19 protein-coding genes, 1 tRNA gene and 1 pseudogene are annotated in these 19,701 nt (G+C 60.0%); 11 read left to right on the forward strand and 10 right to left on the reverse strand.

The annotated features are described in order from the left end of the window. The first annotated feature begins 12 nt into the window (after window positions 1–12). The 10 genes from AC1Z3W_RS33545 (at window position 13) to AC1Z3W_RS33590 (ending at window position 8,613) form a co-directional block, all read left to right on the forward strand. A complete protein-coding gene (locus tag AC1Z3W_RS33545; RefSeq protein ID WP_057926647.1) occupies window positions 13–1,566 on the forward strand; it encodes a sensor histidine kinase in 1,554 nt (517 codons plus the stop codon). Window positions 1,567–1,795: 229 nt separating this feature from the next. Then, window positions 1,796–3,454: an MFS transporter gene (locus tag AC1Z3W_RS33550; protein ID WP_057926646.1), complete on the forward strand. Its 1,659-nt coding sequence runs from the start codon at window positions 1,796–1,798 to the stop codon at window positions 3,452–3,454. A gap of 123 nt (window positions 3,455–3,577) precedes the next feature. Continuing rightward, a tRNA-Met gene (locus tag AC1Z3W_RS33555) sits at window positions 3,578–3,654 on the forward strand. Window positions 3,655–3,836: 182 nt separating this feature from the next. Then, on the forward strand, window positions 3,837–4,835 hold the full coding sequence (locus AC1Z3W_RS33560) for a site-specific integrase (RefSeq protein WP_483509344.1): 999 nt from the start codon (window positions 3,837–3,839) through the stop codon (window positions 4,833–4,835). A 52-nt stretch (window positions 4,836–4,887) separates the two neighbouring features. Next, window positions 4,888–5,115, forward strand: coding sequence for a hypothetical protein (locus AC1Z3W_RS33565; protein ID WP_483509345.1), 228 nt, complete (start codon window positions 4,888–4,890; stop codon window positions 5,113–5,115). Window positions 5,116–5,139: 24 nt separating this feature from the next. Further along, window positions 5,140–5,511, forward strand: coding sequence for a hypothetical protein (locus tag AC1Z3W_RS33570; protein WP_483509346.1), 372 nt, complete (start codon window positions 5,140–5,142; stop codon window positions 5,509–5,511). Window positions 5,512–5,695: 184 nt separating this feature from the next. Further along, on the forward strand, window positions 5,696–6,067 hold the full coding sequence (locus tag AC1Z3W_RS33575) for a hypothetical protein (RefSeq protein ID WP_483509347.1): 372 nt from the start codon (window positions 5,696–5,698) through the stop codon (window positions 6,065–6,067). Beyond that, the gene (locus tag AC1Z3W_RS33580) at window positions 6,064–6,462 is read left to right on the forward strand and encodes a hypothetical protein (protein WP_483509348.1); all 399 of its coding nucleotides are present in this window, start codon (window positions 6,064–6,066) and stop codon (window positions 6,460–6,462) included. Before AC1Z3W_RS33575 ends, AC1Z3W_RS33580 begins: the two co-directional genes overlap by 4 nt. Before the next feature lie 703 nt (window positions 6,463–7,165). Then, window positions 7,166–7,966 carry a hypothetical protein gene (locus tag AC1Z3W_RS33585; RefSeq protein ID WP_483509349.1) on the forward strand — a complete coding sequence of 267 codons (801 nt, stop codon included), beginning with the start codon at window positions 7,166–7,168 and terminating at the stop codon, window positions 7,964–7,966. Further along, window positions 7,948–8,613, forward strand: coding sequence for a hypothetical protein (locus AC1Z3W_RS33590; protein ID WP_483509350.1), 666 nt, complete (start codon window positions 7,948–7,950; stop codon window positions 8,611–8,613). The genes AC1Z3W_RS33585 and AC1Z3W_RS33590 overlap by 19 nt, the downstream gene beginning before the upstream one ends. A 1,149-nt stretch (window positions 8,614–9,762) precedes the next feature. Here the strand turns inward: AC1Z3W_RS33590 and AC1Z3W_RS33595 are convergent. The 9 genes and pseudogenes from AC1Z3W_RS33595 to AC1Z3W_RS33635 form a co-directional block, all read right to left on the reverse strand. Beyond that, window positions 9,763–10,056: pseudogene (locus AC1Z3W_RS33595) on the reverse strand (TauD/TfdA family dioxygenase); the annotation flags it as partial. A gap of 89 nt (window positions 10,057–10,145) precedes the next feature. Continuing rightward, window positions 10,146–11,261 (reverse strand): porin, encoded by a 1,116-nt coding sequence (locus tag AC1Z3W_RS33600; RefSeq protein ID WP_483509351.1) that lies wholly within the window; start codon window positions 11,259–11,261, stop codon window positions 10,146–10,148. Between the two features lie 267 nt (window positions 11,262–11,528). Next, window positions 11,529–12,584, reverse strand: coding sequence for an amidohydrolase family protein (locus AC1Z3W_RS33605; protein WP_483509352.1), 1,056 nt, complete (start codon window positions 12,582–12,584; stop codon window positions 11,529–11,531). 25 nt (window positions 12,585–12,609) lie between these two features. Next, the gene (locus AC1Z3W_RS33610; protein WP_483509353.1) at window positions 12,610–13,308 is read right to left on the reverse strand and encodes an RraA family protein; all 699 of its coding nucleotides are present in this window, start codon (window positions 13,306–13,308) and stop codon (window positions 12,610–12,612) included. 96 nt (window positions 13,309–13,404) lie between these two features. Continuing rightward, on the reverse strand, window positions 13,405–14,133 hold the full coding sequence (locus AC1Z3W_RS33615; protein WP_483509354.1) for an amino acid ABC transporter ATP-binding protein: 729 nt from the start codon (window positions 14,131–14,133) through the stop codon (window positions 13,405–13,407). Further along, window positions 14,130–14,882: an amino acid ABC transporter permease gene (locus AC1Z3W_RS33620; RefSeq protein WP_483509355.1), complete on the reverse strand. Its 753-nt coding sequence runs from the start codon at window positions 14,880–14,882 to the stop codon at window positions 14,130–14,132. Before AC1Z3W_RS33620 ends, AC1Z3W_RS33615 begins: the two co-directional genes overlap by 4 nt. 6 nt (window positions 14,883–14,888) lie before the next feature. Beyond that, window positions 14,889–15,584 (reverse strand): amino acid ABC transporter permease, encoded by a 696-nt coding sequence (locus AC1Z3W_RS33625; RefSeq protein ID WP_483509356.1) that lies wholly within the window; start codon window positions 15,582–15,584, stop codon window positions 14,889–14,891. A 36-nt stretch (window positions 15,585–15,620) separates the two neighbouring features. Continuing rightward, a complete protein-coding gene (locus AC1Z3W_RS33630; protein WP_483509357.1) occupies window positions 15,621–16,436 on the reverse strand; it encodes a transporter substrate-binding domain-containing protein in 816 nt (271 codons plus the stop codon). A gap of 36 nt (window positions 16,437–16,472) precedes the next feature. Continuing rightward, window positions 16,473–17,681 carry an aminotransferase class I/II-fold pyridoxal phosphate-dependent enzyme gene (locus tag AC1Z3W_RS33635; RefSeq protein WP_483509358.1) on the reverse strand — a complete coding sequence of 403 codons (1,209 nt, stop codon included), beginning with the start codon at window positions 17,679–17,681 and terminating at the stop codon, window positions 16,473–16,475. A gap of 141 nt (window positions 17,682–17,822) precedes the next feature. Between AC1Z3W_RS33635 and AC1Z3W_RS33640 the strand changes: the two genes are divergently transcribed. Beyond that, window positions 17,823–18,545, forward strand: a complete 723-nt coding sequence (locus AC1Z3W_RS33640) for an IclR family transcriptional regulator (RefSeq protein ID WP_483509359.1) — start codon at window positions 17,823–17,825, stop codon at window positions 18,543–18,545. 87 nt (window positions 18,546–18,632) lie between these two features. Here AC1Z3W_RS33640 and AC1Z3W_RS33645 read toward each other — a convergent pair whose 3' ends face one another. After that, the gene (locus AC1Z3W_RS33645) at window positions 18,633–19,649 is read right to left on the reverse strand and encodes a TauD/TfdA family dioxygenase (protein WP_483509360.1); all 1,017 of its coding nucleotides are present in this window, start codon (window positions 19,647–19,649) and stop codon (window positions 18,633–18,635) included. Between the last annotated feature and the right edge of the window lie 52 nt (window positions 19,650–19,701).

Consider the following 19,701-nt stretch of genomic DNA (forward strand, 5'->3'; position numbering starts at 1 on the left):
GCCGTCGCCGCGATGGCCACGCCGGCCCGTTCCCGCCATCCGACCGGCGAGCAGCCGTCCGCCGCCGATGCCGCGCGCGACGCGCGCTACGAGAACCCGTTCGCGCCGCCCGACGAAACCGACACGCCCGAGGCCGCGCGCCCGCGCTCGCTGTTCGGCGAAATCCTCGACTGGATGCTCGCGCCGCTCCTGCTGCTGTGGCCGATGAGCATCGCCGTCACCTATCTCGTCGCGAAGACGATCGCGAACGGCCCGTTCGATCGCGCCCTCGAGACCAACGCATACGTGCTCGCGCGGCAGATCCATCCGGTCAATGGCGTCGCCGAGTTGACGCTGCCGCAGCAGACGCGCGACTTCCTGCGCGCGGACAACATCGACAGCGTGTACTTCCAGGTGCTCGGCACGCGCGGCGAGCTGGTCGCGGGCGAGGCCGACATGCCGCTGCCGCGCGACGAGGACCGCCCACCGCCGGGCGTCGTCGTGTTCCGCGACGACCTGCTGCGCGGCAACGACGTGCGCGTCGCGTATACGACTGTCGCGCTGCCGGAGTCGAGCGGCACGCAGCCCGTGCTCGTGCAGGTCGGCGAGACGCTCGACAAGCGCAACGCGCTCGCGAACGACATCATCAAGGGCGTGATCCTGCCGCAGTTCGTGATCCTGCCGCTCGCGATCCTGCTCGTCTGGTTCGGGCTGTCGCGCGGGCTCGCGCCGCTCAACGCGCTGCAGGCGCACATCCGCGCGCGGCGGCCCGACGACCTGTCACCCGTCGAGGCGCAGCGCGCGCCGCCCGAGATCGAGCCGCTCGTCACGTCGTTCAACGACCTGCTCGCGCGTCTCGAACAGAACATGGCACTGCAGAAACGCTTCATCGCCGACGCCGCGCACCAGATGAAGACGCCGCTCGCGGGGCTGCGCACGCAGGCCGAATTCGCGTTGCGCCACCCGGTGCCACCCGACGTGCAGCGCTCGCTCGAGCAGATCGCGACGAGTTCCGAGCAGGCCGCGCGGCTCGTCACGCAACTGCTCGCGCTCGCGCGCGCCGAGAATCGCGCGAGCGGACTGACGTTCGAGCCGGTCGAGATCGCCGCGCTGGCACGGCGCACGGTGCGCGACTGGGTGCAGGCCGCGCTCGCGAAGCGGATGGACCTCGGCTACGAAGGCCCGGAGGATGACGCACCGCTCGACGTCGACGGCAATCCGGTGATGCTGCGCGAGATGCTCGGCAACCTGGTCGACAACGCGATCCGCTACACACCCGAAGGCGGCCGCATCACCGTGCGCGTGCGGGCCGAGCGTGCGGCGCGGCGCGTGCATCTCGAGGTCGAGGACACCGGGCCCGGCATCCCGCCCGCCGAGCGCGACCGCGTGGTCGAGCGCTTCTACCGGATCCTCGGCCGCGAAGGCGACGGCAGCGGCCTCGGGCTCGCGATCGTGCGCGAGATCGCCGCGCAGCACGGCGGCACGCTAACGCTCGACGATCATGTCTACCAGCAGGCGCCGCGCCTCGCCGGCACGCTCGTGCGCATCAGCCTGCCGCTGTCGGAAGCCGTCCCGGATCCCGCCTGACACGCGCGCGCCCATACCGAGTACCGCCCCGCGATCGCATCGAAACCGGCGCTTTACCGCCCGTTTGCGACACGATCGGGGCGCGAAGCGGCCGATTCGGCGCGGGTTAACGCGCAGTCGTTTTGTGCCCGCGAGTCAGTGCGCCGTAAGTTTCCCTGCCAATAATCGTCGACAGGCCCGCCCACCCAAGGCGGCCGCATATCTATATCAAGGGACTTGGAGACGATTCATGGCAACGTTAGGCGGGCAAATTTCGCACGCGCCGATGACGGGCGAAGAGAAGAAGGTGATCTTCGCGTCGTCGCTGGGCACCGTGTTCGAGTGGTACGACTTTTACCTGGCCGGCTCACTCGCGGCCTACATCAGCAAGAGCTTCTTCTCCGGGGTCAATCCGACCGCCGCCTTCATCTTCACGCTGCTCGGCTTCGCGGCCGGCTTCGCCGTGCGGCCATTCGGCGCGATCGTGTTCGGCCGGCTCGGCGACCTCGTCGGCCGCAAGCACACGTTCCTCGTGACGATCGTGATCATGGGCATCTCGACCTTCGTGGTCGGCTTCCTGCCCGGCTACGCGTCGATCGGCATCGCGGCACCCGTGATCTTCATCGCGATGCGACTGCTGCAGGGCCTCGCGCTCGGCGGCGAGTACGGCGGCGCGGCGACCTACGTCGCCGAGCATGCGCCGGCGAACCGTCGCGGCTTCTACACCGCGTGGATCCAGACGACCGCGACGCTCGGCCTGTTCCTGTCGCTGCTCGTGATCCTCGGCGTGCGCACCTTCATCGGCGAGGAAGCGTTCGGCAGCTGGGGCTGGCGCGTGCCGTTCGTCGCGTCGATCCTGCTGCTCGCGGTGTCGGTGTGGATCCGGATGCAGTTGAACGAATCGCCGGTGTTCCTGCGCATCAAGGCAGAAGGCAAGACGTCGAAGGCGCCGCTGACCGAAGCATTCGGCCAGTGGAAGAACCTGAAGATCGTGATCCTCGCGCTCGTCGGCCTGACCGCCGGCCAGGCCGTCGTGTGGTACACGGGCCAGTTCTACGCGCTGTTCTTCCTCACGCAGACGCTGAAGGTCGACGGTGCCAGCGCGAACATCCTGATCGCGATCGCCCTGCTGATCGGCACGCCGTTCTTCCTGTTCTTCGGTTCGCTGTCGGACAAGATCGGCCGCAAGCCGATCATCCTCGCGGGCTGCCTGATCGCGGCACTGACCTACTTCCCGCTGTTCAAGGCGCTCACGCACTACGCGAACCCGCAGCTCGAGATCGCGACGCAGAAGGCACCGATCTCGGTGATCGCCGATCCGGCCACCTGCGCGTTCCAGTTCAACCCGGTCGGCACGTCGAAGTTCACCGACTCGTGCGACATCGCAAAGGGTGCGCTCGCGAAGGCCGGCCTGAACTACGAGAACGTCGCGGCACCGGCCGGCACGACCGCGCAGATCAAGGTCGGCGACACGGTGATTGCAGCCTATGACGGCAAGGCGGCCGACGCGAAGGCGCAGGGCGCGGCATTCGACAAGACGCTCGCGTCGACGCTGAAGGCGGCCGGCTACCCGGCGAAGGCCGACCCGGCACAGCTCAACTGGCCGATGACGATCGTGATCCTGACGATCCTCGTGATCTACGTGACGATGGTCTACGGCCCGATCGCCGCGATGCTGGTCGAGATGTTCCCGACGCGGATCCGCTACACGTCGATGTCGCTGCCCTATCACATCGGCAACGGCTGGTTCGGCGGCTTCCTGCCGGCGACAGCGTTCGCGATCGTCGCGGCGAAGGGCAACATCTACTCGGGGCTCTGGTATCCGATCGTGATCGCACTGGCCACGTTCGTGATCGGCCTGCTGTTCGTCAAGGAGACGAAGGACTCGAACATCTACGCGCAGGATTGAGATCGGGCAGGCGGGTAGCACCCGCCTGCAACCCGGGCTGGCGCGGGCCGCCGGCACTTTTTTCAGGAAAGATGAAAAAAGGTGTTGACAGCCAAGAGGTAGATCTACATAATTCAAGTCTTCGGCGAATTAGCTCAGTCGGTTAGAGCGACGGAATCATAATCCGCAGGTCCGGGGTTCGAATCCCTGATTCGCCACCATATTATTCTGCAGTAGCATCAAGGGCTTAGCTTCGGCTAGGCCCTTTTTGTTTTGCGCGAATCAGGCGGCTTCGTTGCCTTTGGCAAAAAATTGCCATAGTTCCATGGCGACTTCTTTGCTTTAGCCAGCAAGCTGCCAAAGCTCGACACTGGACCCACGGATTTCATCTGGAGGTTCCGTCGTGGCGAGCATCACCAAACGCGGGCGCTTCTGGCGCGCCCAAATCATCCGCAAGGGGTATCCCCCTCAATACCGCACGTTCGACACCCAGGTTGAAGCCGAGGCATGGGCACGTCTATACGAAAGCGAGATGGATCGGGGCGTTTTCCAGTCCCGTACTGAAGCAGAACGCACGACACTCGCAGAGGCATTGGACCGTTACTGGCGGGAAATCGCCTCACTGAAGCGACATCCGCGACAGGAGCGCTATCGAATCGATCATTGGTTGCGCCAGCCAGAACGACACTACTCTCTCGCCAATCTCCGTGGAACTGACTTCGCCCAGTATCGGGACCGGCGCCGCGCCGCCGGCCGCGCGGAGAACACGATTCGACTCGAGCTGGCGATCGTTTCCCATCTCTTCGAGACCGCCCGCAAGGAATGGGGCATGGAAGGTCTCGCCAACCCACTCAAGAACATCAAAAAGCCCTCCGGCTCCCGGGAGCGCGACCGCCGCTTACGCACAGGCGAGTATGAGCGGATCTCGGCGGCCCTCGCCGCTTGTGGTAACCCTTGGGTTTGCTCCGCATTTGACTTGGCCCTGGAAACCGCCCTGCGCCAAGGGGCGCTCTTTATGCTTCGTTGGGAATGGGTCTTCCTCGACCGCCGCATGATCGCCATTCCAGCCGCGTTTCGCGGCACAGGGAATAAAGTCGTCCCCGCCGTCCTGCCTTTATCTCAAAAAGCAATCTTCGTCTTGAACGGACTGCCACGCTCAATTGACGGCCGTGTCTTGGGCACCACACAAAACGCGGTGGTCTGTGCGTGGAAGAAAACCATGAAAAATCTGGGAATACCTGATCTCCGTTGGCATGACCTTCGTCACGAGGCAGCCTCACGTCTTTTTGAAAAAGGATTGAATCCAATGGAGGTTGCCAGCATCACGGGGCATAAAAATCTGAATATGTTGCGCCGATACACCCACCTAGCCGCAGAAAACCTAGCGGAAAAGCTGGGGTAACCGACAAACAATTAAAAATCGATTACACACCTATAAATAAGGAATACAAATTATGAAGTTTCGGCGATGGGAAATTGAAGCGTTCATCAAATACCTCACATCACACCATGATGTGCGTCGCGAAATGTTGGTCTCTTGCGGCCTGAAAATTGACGACATCCTCGAGGACGAGGTTGGGGAAACACCCGCAGCGCTGGCGGAAGCGTCAAGTGAAACCATCTGCGAGTGCCGCCCTGATCTCGTCCTCGCGTGGCTCGCAGATATCAGCGTGAATGCTTGAGCATTTATCCCCCAGGAGGAAATCATGAAGACGGTCGAAGCACTCACGAAGCTATACGAAGCAAAACTCGCTTCACTTAGCGACAAGGAGATCGTTCTACTTGAGGCAGACGAAATCGGGCTTGCCGCGTTCCCCGATTGCGATGAGTTCATGGTCGATGCGAATTTTCGAGGCGACCATCCTGAGTTCGATAGCGCAATTGCTCAGTATTGGAATCGGTTTGGTCGATGGAAAGTCGTGACTGTTTGCGGAAGTGACGGCGAGAGCATGTCCGACCTCGCCGAAGATTTGGTCAACGAATACGCCTCAAAGGCGCGCGCGTCGATGATCTCGAACTCGAGGTGGACGGTGGATGGAATCATCGATTTCTGGAACGAGGCCCACGAAGAAGCATAGCGAGCCGCCGGGCCAGGAGGGTCAAGGAGCCGCACAGCGGCCCCGCAGGGCTTGTCCTTGACGCTCCTGGACGGCGGAGAAAGGCTCGAGCATGGGCATGCAGCCACACGGATGCATGCCCATGCAGACCAGCTAGCCGGAATGCATCCCGGCCTGTAATGCACACTACAAACGCGAGTCGAAAATGAAGAAGTCGTCTACCCGCCTCCTGATAGCGACCATCGTGTTTCCCCTGCTGATCTACGGCTGCGTTCCAAACGGCACCAGCAATGGTATTGCCAAGGCGGTTGTGGGAACCGCCCTGCAGGCAGTTGGCATCGATGCTGTCGGTACGAGCTTCTTGATCGGAACGATGGATAACGTGAACCAATCCGTCTATACAGACGGCGCACTGAATGCCGCTGCCACGGCGCGCGCCAGCACCGCATCTGATGCGATCGTGCCACGGAAGGGCCATGCGACTGAGGCGCAGGTGAAGCAGTTGTTCCCTGATGCATCAATCCCCACGAACTCCAACACCTTCGATCCGGCACCGATGAAGGGGACAGCGGAATGAATATCGATCAGGTAGTTCTTATCCTGTTTTTCACTGCGATGTTTGTGATCGTTTGGCGCTGCACGCGCACCGTGAATAGCGAGCCAGACGAACTCCCCGCAGCCCCGGCTGATATGACCGAGACTACCGAAGCGAATAGCTTCCTTGAAGACATGTGGGAGGACATATCGAGACAAGGTGATCCAGCGGACCCAGGATCGCAAGCTTGGCTGGCGCGGATGGACACTGACCCAGCAAACGTCGGATCAATCGCATGGCTGCTGGCTCAATCGATGTGGGAATCACAAGACCTGCCCGACGATTCGTATGCACATGATGACGTGGCGCACCACCACCCTGAATGGCACCACCACCATAACCATGAATGGACGCCCCACCATGACCACGACTTGTGAGAAGAAAAGCCGAGGCTCATCACAAAGGATTCGATCCGCAACTTTCACGTCTTTGTTAAACCATGACATGGCATACCCCCCGTACTGGGTAAAACACCGCGAGCCACACTCCTTTACGGCGAATAACGTGATAGGCGCGGCACGCCACTTGGGGGCCCGCGAAGCGGGGCGTAGGGCCAGGCGGCCCGGAGCTCTGCCGGCCTCGCCGGCAGACGTGGGGGGAGCCGTCTACCGCTGCCCGCCCCAGCGGGCAGAGGGCGCCCCAGCGCCCGGCAGGTGGATGGGGGGCGAAGCCCCGACCGCCGTGCGAAGCGCGGCTACCTGCGTTTGCAAGCCGCCCAAAGGCGGCGACGGTCGGCGTCCAGCCGAGCCCGAAGGGCCGACTCGGAGCACAACGTGCGTAGAGGAGCCTGCAAAGGCAGGTAGCCGCGCTTCGCGCGGCGGTCCCCCGAGGGGCGGCGCTGCCGCCCCGCTGGAGGTGCGGCCAACGAGCCGCGCCGTGAAGGCAACTGGAGGCGGTCGAGGCGGGCGTCCAGCCCGCCAGGCAAGGGAATCGCCGCGTTCAGCGGCGACGGCGAAGCCGCCTTGCCGGTCGATCGACGGAAGGCGCAGCGACCACCTAGTGGTCGCGTAGTTCGTCTGCGATTAACCCTGCACTCCGGTCGAACCGCATTGTTGGTAGAAAAACAGGAGAACCAACAATATGTCTACCGAAATGACTAGTCAAAATCAGACAGCTGCCGCGCGTGCGGTACTTGCCGAGCGATTGGCCGGCAAAAGTCCTCGCGCTCGTGGTCAGGAAAAAATGCATGCGGCACTCATCTGGGTTTATCGATGGGGCTGGTCAACGATCGCCATCGTCGACCAGCTCAGTGGCAATTTGTCAAATGGGCTCGCGTCACGCCTCGTCAAACGCGGGCTGCTGGCCCGCACCCGTACGGAATCGGCAGGAAACATAAAAGGCGTACCGCAATGGATGCTTACACTCACCCACCTAGGCCAACAGGAGGTCGAGCGCGTTGTCGATGAACTACTACCGTATGAGCTCGATCCTTACAGAATTAGGCAAGACCTTCTGCGCCACGACGCGATCGCACAAACAGCTACCGCACGCAATTTGAAGGCGGGGGTCATCACAGGCTATTTGACCGAACGTCAGATGGCACAGCAATCCCAAGCGGGAATCAAACAGCCGGACGTCCTCTGGCTGCTGTCCGGCGGCACGCGCATGGCGGTTGAAATTGAGTTAACCGGCAAATGGGACCGCCATCTCGACCAGTTCGTCTCATCATCTCTCCGGGGTCTCCACGAACGTACCCGATTCGATCAGTTGGCAATTGTTAGCGACAGCCCGGCCATTATTCGCCGGTACACTGCCGCATTCGCTCCCGGGGCGGAATTCGCTGTCTGGAAAAAGGACGAGCAGCGTCGGTGGCACCGGAGCGGCGTCAGCAACGTTCCTCAATGGATTGAGGGGAGACTCACATGTCAGCTCATCGACTAGCCGCCCCACTGCTGATCGTCATCGCGCTCGTCCTGTCCGGCTGTGACGATTCCGAACGGTTGATTGCTGAAAATAAACAACTCAAGGCCGAGCTAAATGCTCGACAAAGCGAACTTGCCGAACTCGAAGTCCGCCTTCAGACGGACATCGCGACGCGCCGGACAGACGCGGCCGTGGCCGCTGGCTGCGATTTTCTTGTCCCGATGTGCCCATCAGGCATCACAGCGGCAGGGCGAAATGCGCTCGCCCAGGGCTACTCGCCGGGTTCAAAGGGGCTCTTTTGGACCATCGTATTTGTGAAGACCTTGCTCGTCGGCTGCGCCTTTGGTGCGGCACTTGGTGCACTCAGGTGCACGCTCCACAAAAATCGCCTCAAGGTCATTCGCGCCGAGACCGAGCGGCTGCGCAACGAAATTACAACTGCTAGAGAGCAGGCCAAGGGTGCAACCAAGCCTCTGACTGACATTAACTCGGCCGTCAGCAAAGCAGAAGCCCGCTTGACGCGCTACGAAGAGCTACAATTTGAGGCGCAGGCTGATCTCAAAGACCTCTGCGAGGAAATCGAACAAGCGCGAGCCGAGCTGGGTCAAGTGCTTGCCGAGATCGAACGAATCAAGGCGGTCAAGGCTGCTCTGGGAGCGTTCTAAAACCTGCTGAATGGAGTTCCGGAAATTCCCTGATGTTCTGCCGTCGGCAGACGTAGGGGATCTTTTTGCCGGAGAAATCATCCATGAGCCTTTCAAACCGTACGCTGCAGAAGCTCCTCAGACGCCTGTGGAGAAGCGATGGGCGGTTTACCGCCTACCGACTCAAATTGAAGCGGCTAGATCGACGCCTCGCGGCTAAACAAGCCCGCTTTCCCAAGCGCCAACTGCGCCCATCCTTTCCTCGTCAGCCCCTTATGCTGAAAGTGCGGAACGGCACTCACCGCCCACATCTGCAATAACGAGCGTCGTCCGGACGAACTTCGTCCGGACCGATTGCCTCGTCACCAGCCCACCCTCGCTCCGACTTGCCTATTGCAATAGGCAATTTGCAATATGCCGTTTTCAAATTGAATGAAGCACCTTGAACATTACACGCTGGAAATTCACCAAATTCAACACATTCACGAGACAATCAGACGAAGTGCATTGGCATTCATGTCAGCATATTTATCTTTCATTGTGTATTGCTTGATGCAATTGCACAATTGACAACATCAAACGCACATATGCCAATTGACATATGCAATTGTCAAATTGTGCATTGCAGGAGGATTTGGACAGTCCGGGAGATGACCAACAACGTCTGGATGGATTCCGAATGATCTGTCACAGACCAAGCAAGACGATGTCTTTCGTATGGTAGACCGCGTCTCCGCGCCGTTACGGACGCTTATCCTGATTCCCAGCGTCCAGGGAGGGGGGCAGTCCGATCCGCCCTTTATTTGTTTCAGGACGAAGCGTTCAGAGTTCGCAAGGGGTTGCGGGACGGAGCGGCCGCCCCGCAACCCCTTGCTTGATTATTTGCCTCGATGGCCGTCAAGACCAAGCCCTGCGGGCGCGCGCTGCGCGGTCTTGACGGAATAACCATGGAAGCTCTGCATCCGCCATTTGAACGCGAGGAGGCAAACCTGTCGCGGGAGAGTCGCGACTATGTACTACCCTGTCGTCATTCAAACTTTGGCGAAACGCGACGTCGACGCACGTCCTTGTGCATGTTGACCGGTGTCGCGCCGAGAACTCGTATGGTCATTGCAGCAAGGAAGCAGCTAGGCGAGAGTTGCTCTGGAATCTGCTCTTTGAGGACCGTCATCAACCGCAAAGACAGGTGGCCACGCTGCGGTCGAAAATCAGCACGCCCATGCGTGCCGTGCCCGGACCGAAGCGCTCGGCAAACTCCGGTGCAAAGGGACGTTCGTCATTACGAAGCCACAGCCGCAGCAGATGGCGCTTTCGGTCATTCTCTTCGTAATCCTTGAAGTAAATGCGCGAATGGACGATGGTGTGATTATTCAGGAGTTGCGTATCGCGCGGCTCGAACTGCACTTCGAAGCTGAGTTCGGCGGAGTCGGCCAGTTGATCGAAAAGGTTCAGCGCCTCTTCCTGCTGTTCGGTCTTCGGCTCACTGGATCAGATATTGCGCGTCGTATCTGGCCAGGCTTGCGTGCCCGACCAGATATCAATAGCTTGGCAAATTAGAACTTGTGTCGAATGCCTGCCACAACCGCTGTTTGTGACGTGCCGCTGGCTATGCCGCCGGCGGCATCGATGTTGGCGCTGAGATTCTTCGACGTCTTCTGATAGAAGGCATTCAGATAAAGGTCAGTGCGTTTCGACAGGAAATAATCCACTCCACCACTGGTCTGCAGATAGTGGCCCGACACGCCTGATTGATGTACGTTCGTGTATGTCTCGCCCAGCGCCAACATCAACGCCGGCGTCAACTTATAGCGAATGCTGCCTTCGTAGTTCTGAAAGCGGATGGTACCGTTCGACGCAGTCAACGCGCTGGTCGAGTTGGTGTACAGCGAGCCGGTGTACAGCAGGCCCACCGTAACCGCCCCGATCGCGTATGTGCCGCCCGCGCCCCACTGATCCACTCGGGAGGCACCCAGCAACGGATTCGACGCTATGGTCGACGATGGATTTCCGACGATGGCGCCACCGATAGTGCCGGGGCTCTGCGAACGCGCGTAACCCGCACCGAGATTCAACGGTCCGTTGCTGTAAGCGGCACCGACGCTGTACGCGCGATTATTTGCAAAGTTGGTTGCGTTCGAAAATGCGTACATCGCTTCGCCCCGGATACCGGCAACGGTCGGTGTCACATATTTGACCGCATTGTCCGTCCGGTATGTATTGTTCAGGTTGTCGTTGTCGACCGGGTGGGTGGCAAGCTGGGCGAGAACCGATGCAACGTCGAGTGGCGCCAGGAAATCCTGCATCGCATTGTATTGACGTCCCATCGTGAGCGTCCCGTACGCGTCGCTGGCCAGGCCGACGTAGGCCTGTCGACCAAACTCCCGACCGCCCTGGCCTAACGTGCCGTTATTGATGTTGAAACCGTTTTCGAGGCGGAAGATGGCCTTCAGACCGCCCCCCAGATCCTCCGAACCCAGCAGGCCCCAACGTGAACCCGATTCGTTGCCACTCGCCATCTGCCAGGCCGCCTTGCCACCGCTTGCGGTCTTGACGTTGCTCGTATAGAGGATACCAACATCGGCAATACCATACAGCGTTACGCTGCTCTGCGCATGAGCCAGGCCAAAGAACGAGCTTGCAATGACGAATGCCGCAATCTTCATTTTCATCTTACTTAGATCTCCAAATAATATTGAGTGTTGCTCGACCAACCAGCATCGGCGAGTCAATGCCGCTGCTTTACCAGCTCCGACCGAAATTTAGAGACCGCACGGCCCAGCGCCGTCCGTGCGCTCCGGAAAAAAAATCAGCAAGGCCGCTACGCGCATGCAACTGACCCGCCATCATGGATCAATCGATGCTCGATGAGCCGGAGCGTGTCAACCCAATCGAAGCTTCGACGAGTTAGCCGTCCTTCGTTTACGCCTCATTGAGGCTCACCGATTTTCAGAATTTTTCGCGGGTTCCCCGATTCGGTAAACGCGTCGCGCGCTAGAATTGAAGAGCGCGTTCTTCTCTTCCCATGACCCCGACGCAGCGAGTCGTTTGAAAGCATTCCATAGCACCTTGTAGCTGAACATCCCTTTGTCGACAGGAAAATTGCTTTCAAACATGCAGCGATCTACGCCAAACAGCTCGACACAAGTATCGAAGTACGGACGCCATACGTCCGCAAGTTGAAGCGATGCCGGAGGCATCGCATGCTCCGCAAAGTGATAGCCGAAAACCGGCATGCCGGCACCGCCGAGCTTGACATGGACGTTCGGCAGTGCGGCAAGACGAGCCATGCTTCGACGCCAATCCCGGTATACTTCGGTCGTGCATCCCACGTACGGACCGACGCCTACTGGACCACCGAAGTGGTCGATCACGATCGACACACCCGGAACCGTGGCCGCGAGCTCGTATAGCTCATCGAGTTGCGAATGGTAGGCCCATACATCGAGCGACAAGCCATAACGTCCCAGCTCCGCTACGCCTCTCCGGAATGTCGGATCGCACATCAAGCCGGCCGGTGGCGTCGCAGGACTGGATCGAACCGCGTCGCTTTCATGCCAGGCGACCGGATTCCGGATCCCACGCAGTCGCCCGCCCGACACCTCGATCATGGCCTCGAGTATGGGCGCCACGTTCGCGCCCATCGATAGATCCGCTCCCCCGACAATCGCGTCGCAAAGCAGTGTTGCTCCGTATATGCCGCTTGCCGCCATCGCCGCCACGCCGTTGGCGAACTCGACCTCGCCAACGGTGCGCATCGCCTCCGGCCCCGACGAGCGCAACATGGAACGGCACTGTACATAGACGGTCGAGACGATACGGTGCCCCATCTTCGTGTCCTCGAGCATCTCGTGCGCGAGATACTGACTACCGTGCCGGTCCCACAAATGATGATGCGCATCGACTATCGAAATGTCGGGCTCGAGAACCGGCTCATCGTGCAGGGCGAGCCATTCGGGCCGAACCGGAAGATGGGGGGCGTGAACAACGTTCATCCGTATGGTCCTGGCATTACGCCTATTAGATGCTCTCTCCGTCAGCGAGCATGCCGACGGCGCGAAGCTCCTTCTCGAGCCACGGTGCCCGAACATCCCCGCCACGAATGGCGGCCACTCGCCGGGTTTCAGCGTCGACTTTCTGTTGCGCGAGCTCGAGGAGATTCGCAACATCCTCTCGCGGGATAACCACGACACCGTCTGCATCCCCCACCACGAGATCACCGGGGGTGATCGTTACACCACCGGCCGAGATCGGAAAATTGACGCGACCGGCGATGCTCTTCGTCGGCCCACAGGGATTCAATCCCGCCGAAAAAACCGGAAAGTCACCTCCGGCCAGTTCGTGAGAATCTCTCACCGCACCGTCGATGACGATGCCTGCGATGCCTGTCGCCTTCGCCTGCGTCGACATGATTTCACCGATCAGGGCGCACGAGAGATCCCCTTTTCCGTCGACGACGATGACGTCACCGGGCTTCGCAACCGCGAGCGCGGCATGGATCGCGAGATTGTCACCCGGACGGACCTCGACCGTCACCGCGGGACCTGCGACCTTCATCGTTCGCGACAGCCCTTTGATACGACCGTGCAAGGCACCGCGGCGCCCGGCGACGTCGGCGAGTACCGCGGCCTGGAACCCGGAGGCTTGCTGTACCAGATCCGCCGCGACTCGTTCAATGTCGCGTCTGATCGATGAAGTTGCCACTGAGGTTTGACTCATTTTCTGCTCCTTTACTGTTAAGCTGAACGCGCTTCATTGCGCGCTTGACCGTTTGCCGAATCTGCTTGGATCGCTCGAAGTGGGCATCGCGTCGCGCTACGTCGACCGAATGTCCGCGACGAATTTCTTTGCACGGGGATGCTGGGGACACGAGAAGAATTCAGTCGGATCGGCTTGCTCGAGCAGGCATCCGGCGTCCATGAACCACACCCGATCCGCAACCTCGCGGGCGAAACCCATTTCGTGCGTGACACAGATCATCGTCATGCCATCCTTCGCAAGCCCCTTCATGACCTGGAGAACCTCACCGACCATTTCAGGATCGAGCGCACTTGTCGGTTCGTCGAACAACATGACAGGCGGATCGAGCGCGAGTGCACGCGCGATGGCGACGCGTTGCTGCTGGCCGCCCGACAGCTGACTCGGATAGGCATCCGCCTTGTGTTCGAGCCCGACCCTGGCGAGCAGCTGACGTGCTTTCACGCGCGCGTCGGAACGATTTGCCTTGAGCACATGAACCGGCGCCAGCACGATGTTGTCGATCACCGACAAATGCGGAAACAGGTTGAACTGCTGGAATACAAAACCGATGCGGCTTCGCAGGCGATTCACGTCGATCGAACGCGCCGAAATATCTTGTCCGTTGACGCAGATAGCGCCGCCTTCGATCGGCTCCAGTCGGTTGACGGTACGGATCAGCGTCGACTTGCCGGAACCGGAAGGCCCGCAGATAACCACAACCTGCCCTTCGGCAACGTCGCCGCTGACAGAATCCAGCGCATGATATGCGCCATACCACTTGCTGACGTTCTCGAACTTGATCACGAGGAACTCCCGGTAACTGAACAATTCACCTGATCGGCCTTGCCGGTCGGTGCGATCGCCGGCCCGCCGGATCGGCGCTTCTTGATGGTCTTTTCGAGGATGGACGCGCCGTAAGACAGCGACGCGCAGAGAACGAAGTAGATCCCCGCGAGAATCACGTAGACTTGGAACGGTTCGGTCAGTAACTGCGCGTTGATCTGATTCGCGGAGAAGGTCACTTCCTGCGTTCCGATCAAATAGGCCAGCGCCGTGTTCTTCACGATCAGCACGAACTGGTTCACGATGCTCGGAATCGCATTGATCAGCGCCTGCGGCAGAATCACCAGGTATTGCGTCTTCCAGTATCCGAGGCCAAGCGCACGCGATGCCTCAGTCTGTCCTTTCGGCAAGGACGCGATCGCTCCGCGAATTGCCTCGGCCAGATACGCGCCTTCGTAAATCACCAGCGCGCACACCACCGTGACCGGACCAGAAACGCGAAACCCGGTAAGTAGCGGCAGGACGAAATACGCCCAGAAGATGATCAGCATCACCGGTATGCCGCGCACACAGAACACGTAGGCTGCAGCAAGACGACCGATGACGCGAATCGGCGATTGACGTCCGAGCGCAACGAGGATTGCAACGGGGAAGGAAATAACCAGTGCGGAAATCGCCATGATCAATGTCATGGCGATGCCGCCGATCGGTCCCGACGGATACTGCCCGATGAGCAGCATCACTCCATAGTCACGAAAAATTTCCAACATGATGGTTCACCGCTGTGCGGAACGTTGAAGGCTGCGTTGAAGCAGTCCGCCTGATGCGGCGATAAGACTGGTCCCCCCAAGATAGATCAGCGTCGCAATCAGGTAACAATCGAACGTCGCGTAGGTTTCCCCGTCGATCTGTCGCGCGATGTACATGAGTTCGGCGACACCAATCGCCATCGCAAGACTTGTCGACTTGAACAAGCTTAGCGTCTGGCCAACGAGGCTCGGCAACGCCGCCCGAATGGCTTGCGGAACAATGACGAGCCGCATCGATTGCAGATAAGTCAAACCCAACGCACGTGCGGCCTCCTGTTGCGTGTACGGGAGTGAGCGAAAGCCGCTGCGAAGATCCTCGGAGATATACGCGGCGGAATTCAGCGATAGCGCCAGCGCAGCGAACAGGAACTGCGCGTTGTGTGCATTGACGAATTCCTGCCACGACATCGGCAGCAGTTGCGGCACCCCGAAGTACCACACCATGATCTGCACGATGGTGGGTACCGAGCGGTGATAGGTCACGAATGCGGACACGATCCACGTTCCGATCGTGACGCTCGCCGCTCGGAGCACGGTCAATACGATGCCGAGCGCAATCGCGGCGATCCAGGCCGACACGAACAGTTCCACCGAGACCGCGAGACCAGCCAGGATCTGATGGAGATAGCTGCCCGTCAGCAGTTGATGGACGGTAGAAAACATGACAATGATCTCGTCGAGTCGGAAGGCAATGCGCAGTTACTGGAAGTCCGCGATCGGCGTCACTTTCCTCTCTCGGACCATCTTGTACTCGGTGCTCGGGCCATACCACTTGTCCCAGATCGCCTGCATCTGGCCCGAGCGCTCCATCGAATCGAGTGACTTGTTGACGGCTGCCAGCAGTCCGGCCTCCCCCTTCTTCACGCCGACGCAGTTGGGTTCGTAGTGCAACGATTCATCCAGGAACCGGGTCTTTCCGGCCGCGCGGTTGCGAAAGCGAACTGCGGCAGGCTCCGACATCGCCAGCCCCTGCACTTTGCTTTGCATCAGCGCCATGAACGCGGAGGGGGCATCGTCGAACGTGATCACGTTTGCGCCGGTGAGTTGCTGGCGCGCATAGAGCTCGGGCGTCGAACCTCTCAGCGCACTGACCTGCTTGCCCGCCAGTTGCGCGAACTTCGTAATGCCCGACGTGTTTTGCACCAGGATCTTGATCGGTGTCTGGTAATACGCGGAGGAGAAATCGATCTGCTTGGCACGCTCCTTCGTGTAGCCGAGCGCGGCGGCCACGATGTCGACGCGACCTGTCTGAAGTGACGCAATACGCGAGTCCACCGAAATCGGACGAACCTCGGCGGTCACGCCGATATCCTTCGCAATCTGGTTGCAGATATCGACGTCGAGACCGACCGTCTGGCGCGTCGCCGGATCCTGGAAGCCCAAAGGAACGCTGTCCCCGAGAACACCGCAGATCAACTTCTTCCGCGCCTGGATGTCGTGCAACTGATCAGCATGCGCAGCGGACGACAAACAGGTTCCCAGCAGACAGGCAACAAGAAATGCAGCGTATTTCATTGACGTGATCTCCGGCGACGTCAGTCGCATGGATGTTTAGTTGAGTGCTGCCAGCGCCGCCGCGATGCGGCGGCATCCCTCTTCAATTCGATCGATTGAAGTCGCGAACGACAGCCGCAGGTGCGGAGACAGGCCATATGCGCCGCCGTCCAGTACGGCCACCTTTGCCGTTTCGAGCAGATACAGCTGGATGTCCTTGTCGCTTTCCATCCGACGACCGTTGGGGGCCTTCTTGCCGATGAACGCGCCGCAATCCGGATACACGTAGAAGGCACCGTTCGGCGTGAGACAGCGCACGCCGTCAACACGATTGAGACGTTCAACGATCAGATTGCGCCGTGCTTCGAATGCGGTCCGCGACGACGCAACGAAATCCTGCGAACCTTCCAGCGCGGCCTTGGCCGCTGCCTGACTGATAGCACTTGCACCGCCGGTGCTCTGCGACATCAGCTTGTCCATCGCGGCGATCAGTGGCCGCGGGCCACCCGCGTATCCAATTCGCCATCCCGTCATGGCATAAGCTTTCGAGACTCCGTTGATAGTCAGCGTGCGATCGAGCAACGCCGGAACCGCGGCGGCGAAAGACACGTACTTGGCCCCGTCATAGACGAGGTGTTCGTAGATGTCATCGGTCATCACCCAGACGTGCGGATAACGCACGAGGACCTCGCCGAGCGCCACCAGCTCGGCATGCGAATACACCGCACCGGTCGGGTTGCTCGGGCTGTTCAGGATCACCCACTTGGTCCGATCAGTAATCGCGGCCTCGAGTGCGGCGGGCGTCAGCTTGAATCCGTGGTCCTGCGTACACGGGACCACGACGGGCGTGCCCCCGTTCAGCACCACGATGTCGGGATAGGAAACCCAGTACGGCGCCGGGACGATGACTTCGTCCCCATCCTCGACGGTTGCGGTCAGCGCGGAAAAGATCACATGTTTCGCGCCACTGCCGACGATGATCTGGTTGCGTTCGTACCGCAGACCGTTCTCGCGCTCGAACTTCTCGCGGATGGCATCACGAAGCGCGACCGTACCGCTCGTCGCCGTGTACCGGGTCTCGCCGCGTCGGGCTGCAGCATAGGCCGCCGCGCTGACATGCTCCGGCGTATCGAAATCCGGCTCACCTGCAGTGAAATCGACTATGTCGTGTCCGGCCGCCACCAGCTCGTTGGCAATGGCTTTCGCGGCAACGCTTGGCGATGGCTTGATTCGGGTGATCCGTGCTGCTTCGATGCTCAACTTCACTACTCCCTCCTATGGTGTACTATGTACACTACATGTGCGCTATGTGGATATGAGACTAAGTTAGTCAAAAACCCCGTGCAATAGAATCAGCAATTTCCCGAACTATACGTGTACAATGTACACATTCACCGGAGACAAAACATGAGTAACGAAGGGGTAGCAGCCGTTGAAAAAGCACTCTCGCTGTTGGACTGCTTCACGCTGGGAAACGAGAGCTGGACGCTCTCCGCGCTGACAAAGGCTTCAGGCATGCACCGCACAACGGTGTACCGGCTGATGAACTCGCTCGAGCGAATGAGCTACATCATCCGGTCCGACGACGGCGAGTATTCGCTCGGGCCTCGGGTGCTTTACCTCGGCAAGCTTTATGAGAGGTCCTTTCACCTGGCGAAGGTTGTGGAACCGATCCTGCGGTCACTATCTGCCGATACGGGGGAAAGCGCCTCCTACTATGTGCTCGAGGGCGGGCGCAGGCTGTGCTTGTTTCGTATCGAACCCGCCGTCGGCCTGCGGGAAACCCGTCTTCCCGGTACCTCACTTCCGCTCGACAACACCAGTGGAAGCAAGGTCATCCGTTTTTGGGGCATGTCGGAGCCGCTATTCGATTCGACGCCTCCGTTGCCTCTGTATACGACTCGAGAACGTGACGAATACACATCTGCGTTCTCTTTACCCGTGTTCGGCGAGAACGACAAATTCATGGCGGCGCTGACCTTGTCGGGCCCCGTTACGCGAATCGAAGCAGCACGCGCAGAGAATCGATTCGATTCCTTGCTGCTGCAAGCCGCCTCGACCTTGTCGCGAAACCTCGGCGCGTCGAGTAGCTTTTGCGAGCACCTCTACCGACAGAGAACCCTGCCCTGAGCACACCCGCATAGCGTCCCGCAGGGCAGCCTGCCAGCTGGCTGCCCTTGCCACACCTGCTGCCCACCACCCTGCGAGCCGCCGTCGTCAGACACTTGCCCCGACGAAAATCGGAACACCCATACGCGCAGTCCCCGGCCCGAAGCGCTCGGCAAACTCGTGCGCGAGCGGACGTGTATCGTTGCGAAGCCACAAACGCAGCAGATGTCGCTTACGGTCTTCCTCTTCGAAGTCGTCGAACTCGGTGCGGGAATGAACAATGACGTGGTTGTTCAGCAACTGCATGTCGCCCGGCTCGAATTGCATTTCAAAACACAGCTCCTTCGAATCGGCGAGACGGTCGAACAGATCGAGCGCTTCTTCCTGCAATTCCGTTTTTACTTCGCCGCTCTTGGCAAACGCCGGCTCAATCGCGTTACGCACGTAACGGCAGCTGAGATGGCCTTCGTGATCGCTGAAGACCGGAATCTTGTGGTCGCTCAACTCGCCGGCCCCCGGACGCTGCTCACCTTTCAGGTCGTAGTAGAAGCCGTCGAACAGCGGCTGCAGCAATTCCGGCCGCGTCTCGAGAATGTAGTTGAAAATCGTGGTCGAGCTGGCGAATCGACTCAGGCCACCCGACCTTGGGGTACGCAGGCACAGCAACCCGACGATGTCGCAGTTGTCGGTGTGGAAATTCAGCTTGGCCTTGGTGTTGTAGCCGCGCGTCTTCTGGCTGTACTTCACGCCCTCGTCCTTCACATGGCCGAGCAAATGCGCGCGTGAGTTCTGGGTAACCGGCGTGCCAAGATGCAAACCGACACCCCAGTAGATGCGCGACGCGTCGTCCTTCGAATACTTCTCGACCGGAAGCCCGCGCAGCACGACCAGACCGCGACCGTGATGAATTTCGTTGGAGGCCTCGTCCAGCGTCGCAAGCGTGCGCTCGAGCGGGAAGTCTTCCTTGGTGATCTTCGTGATGGGGATGTTCCGTACACGCTCCAGTGCGGCGTCGAGTTCATCCAGTTCAGCCGCAGTGAAGTGCCGGATCCATCGCATGTCGGCGCCCAGGGTGCTGACCGTCCACGCGCTCTGATCGGTCACCGGTACATTTCGCTTGCTCACCTCGTTCTCCTTACAAAACAATCGTTTACCGGGCCAATCTGCCCGCCTTGAT

This window comes from Burkholderia sp. 10_S31 (genome assembly GCF_056930375.1).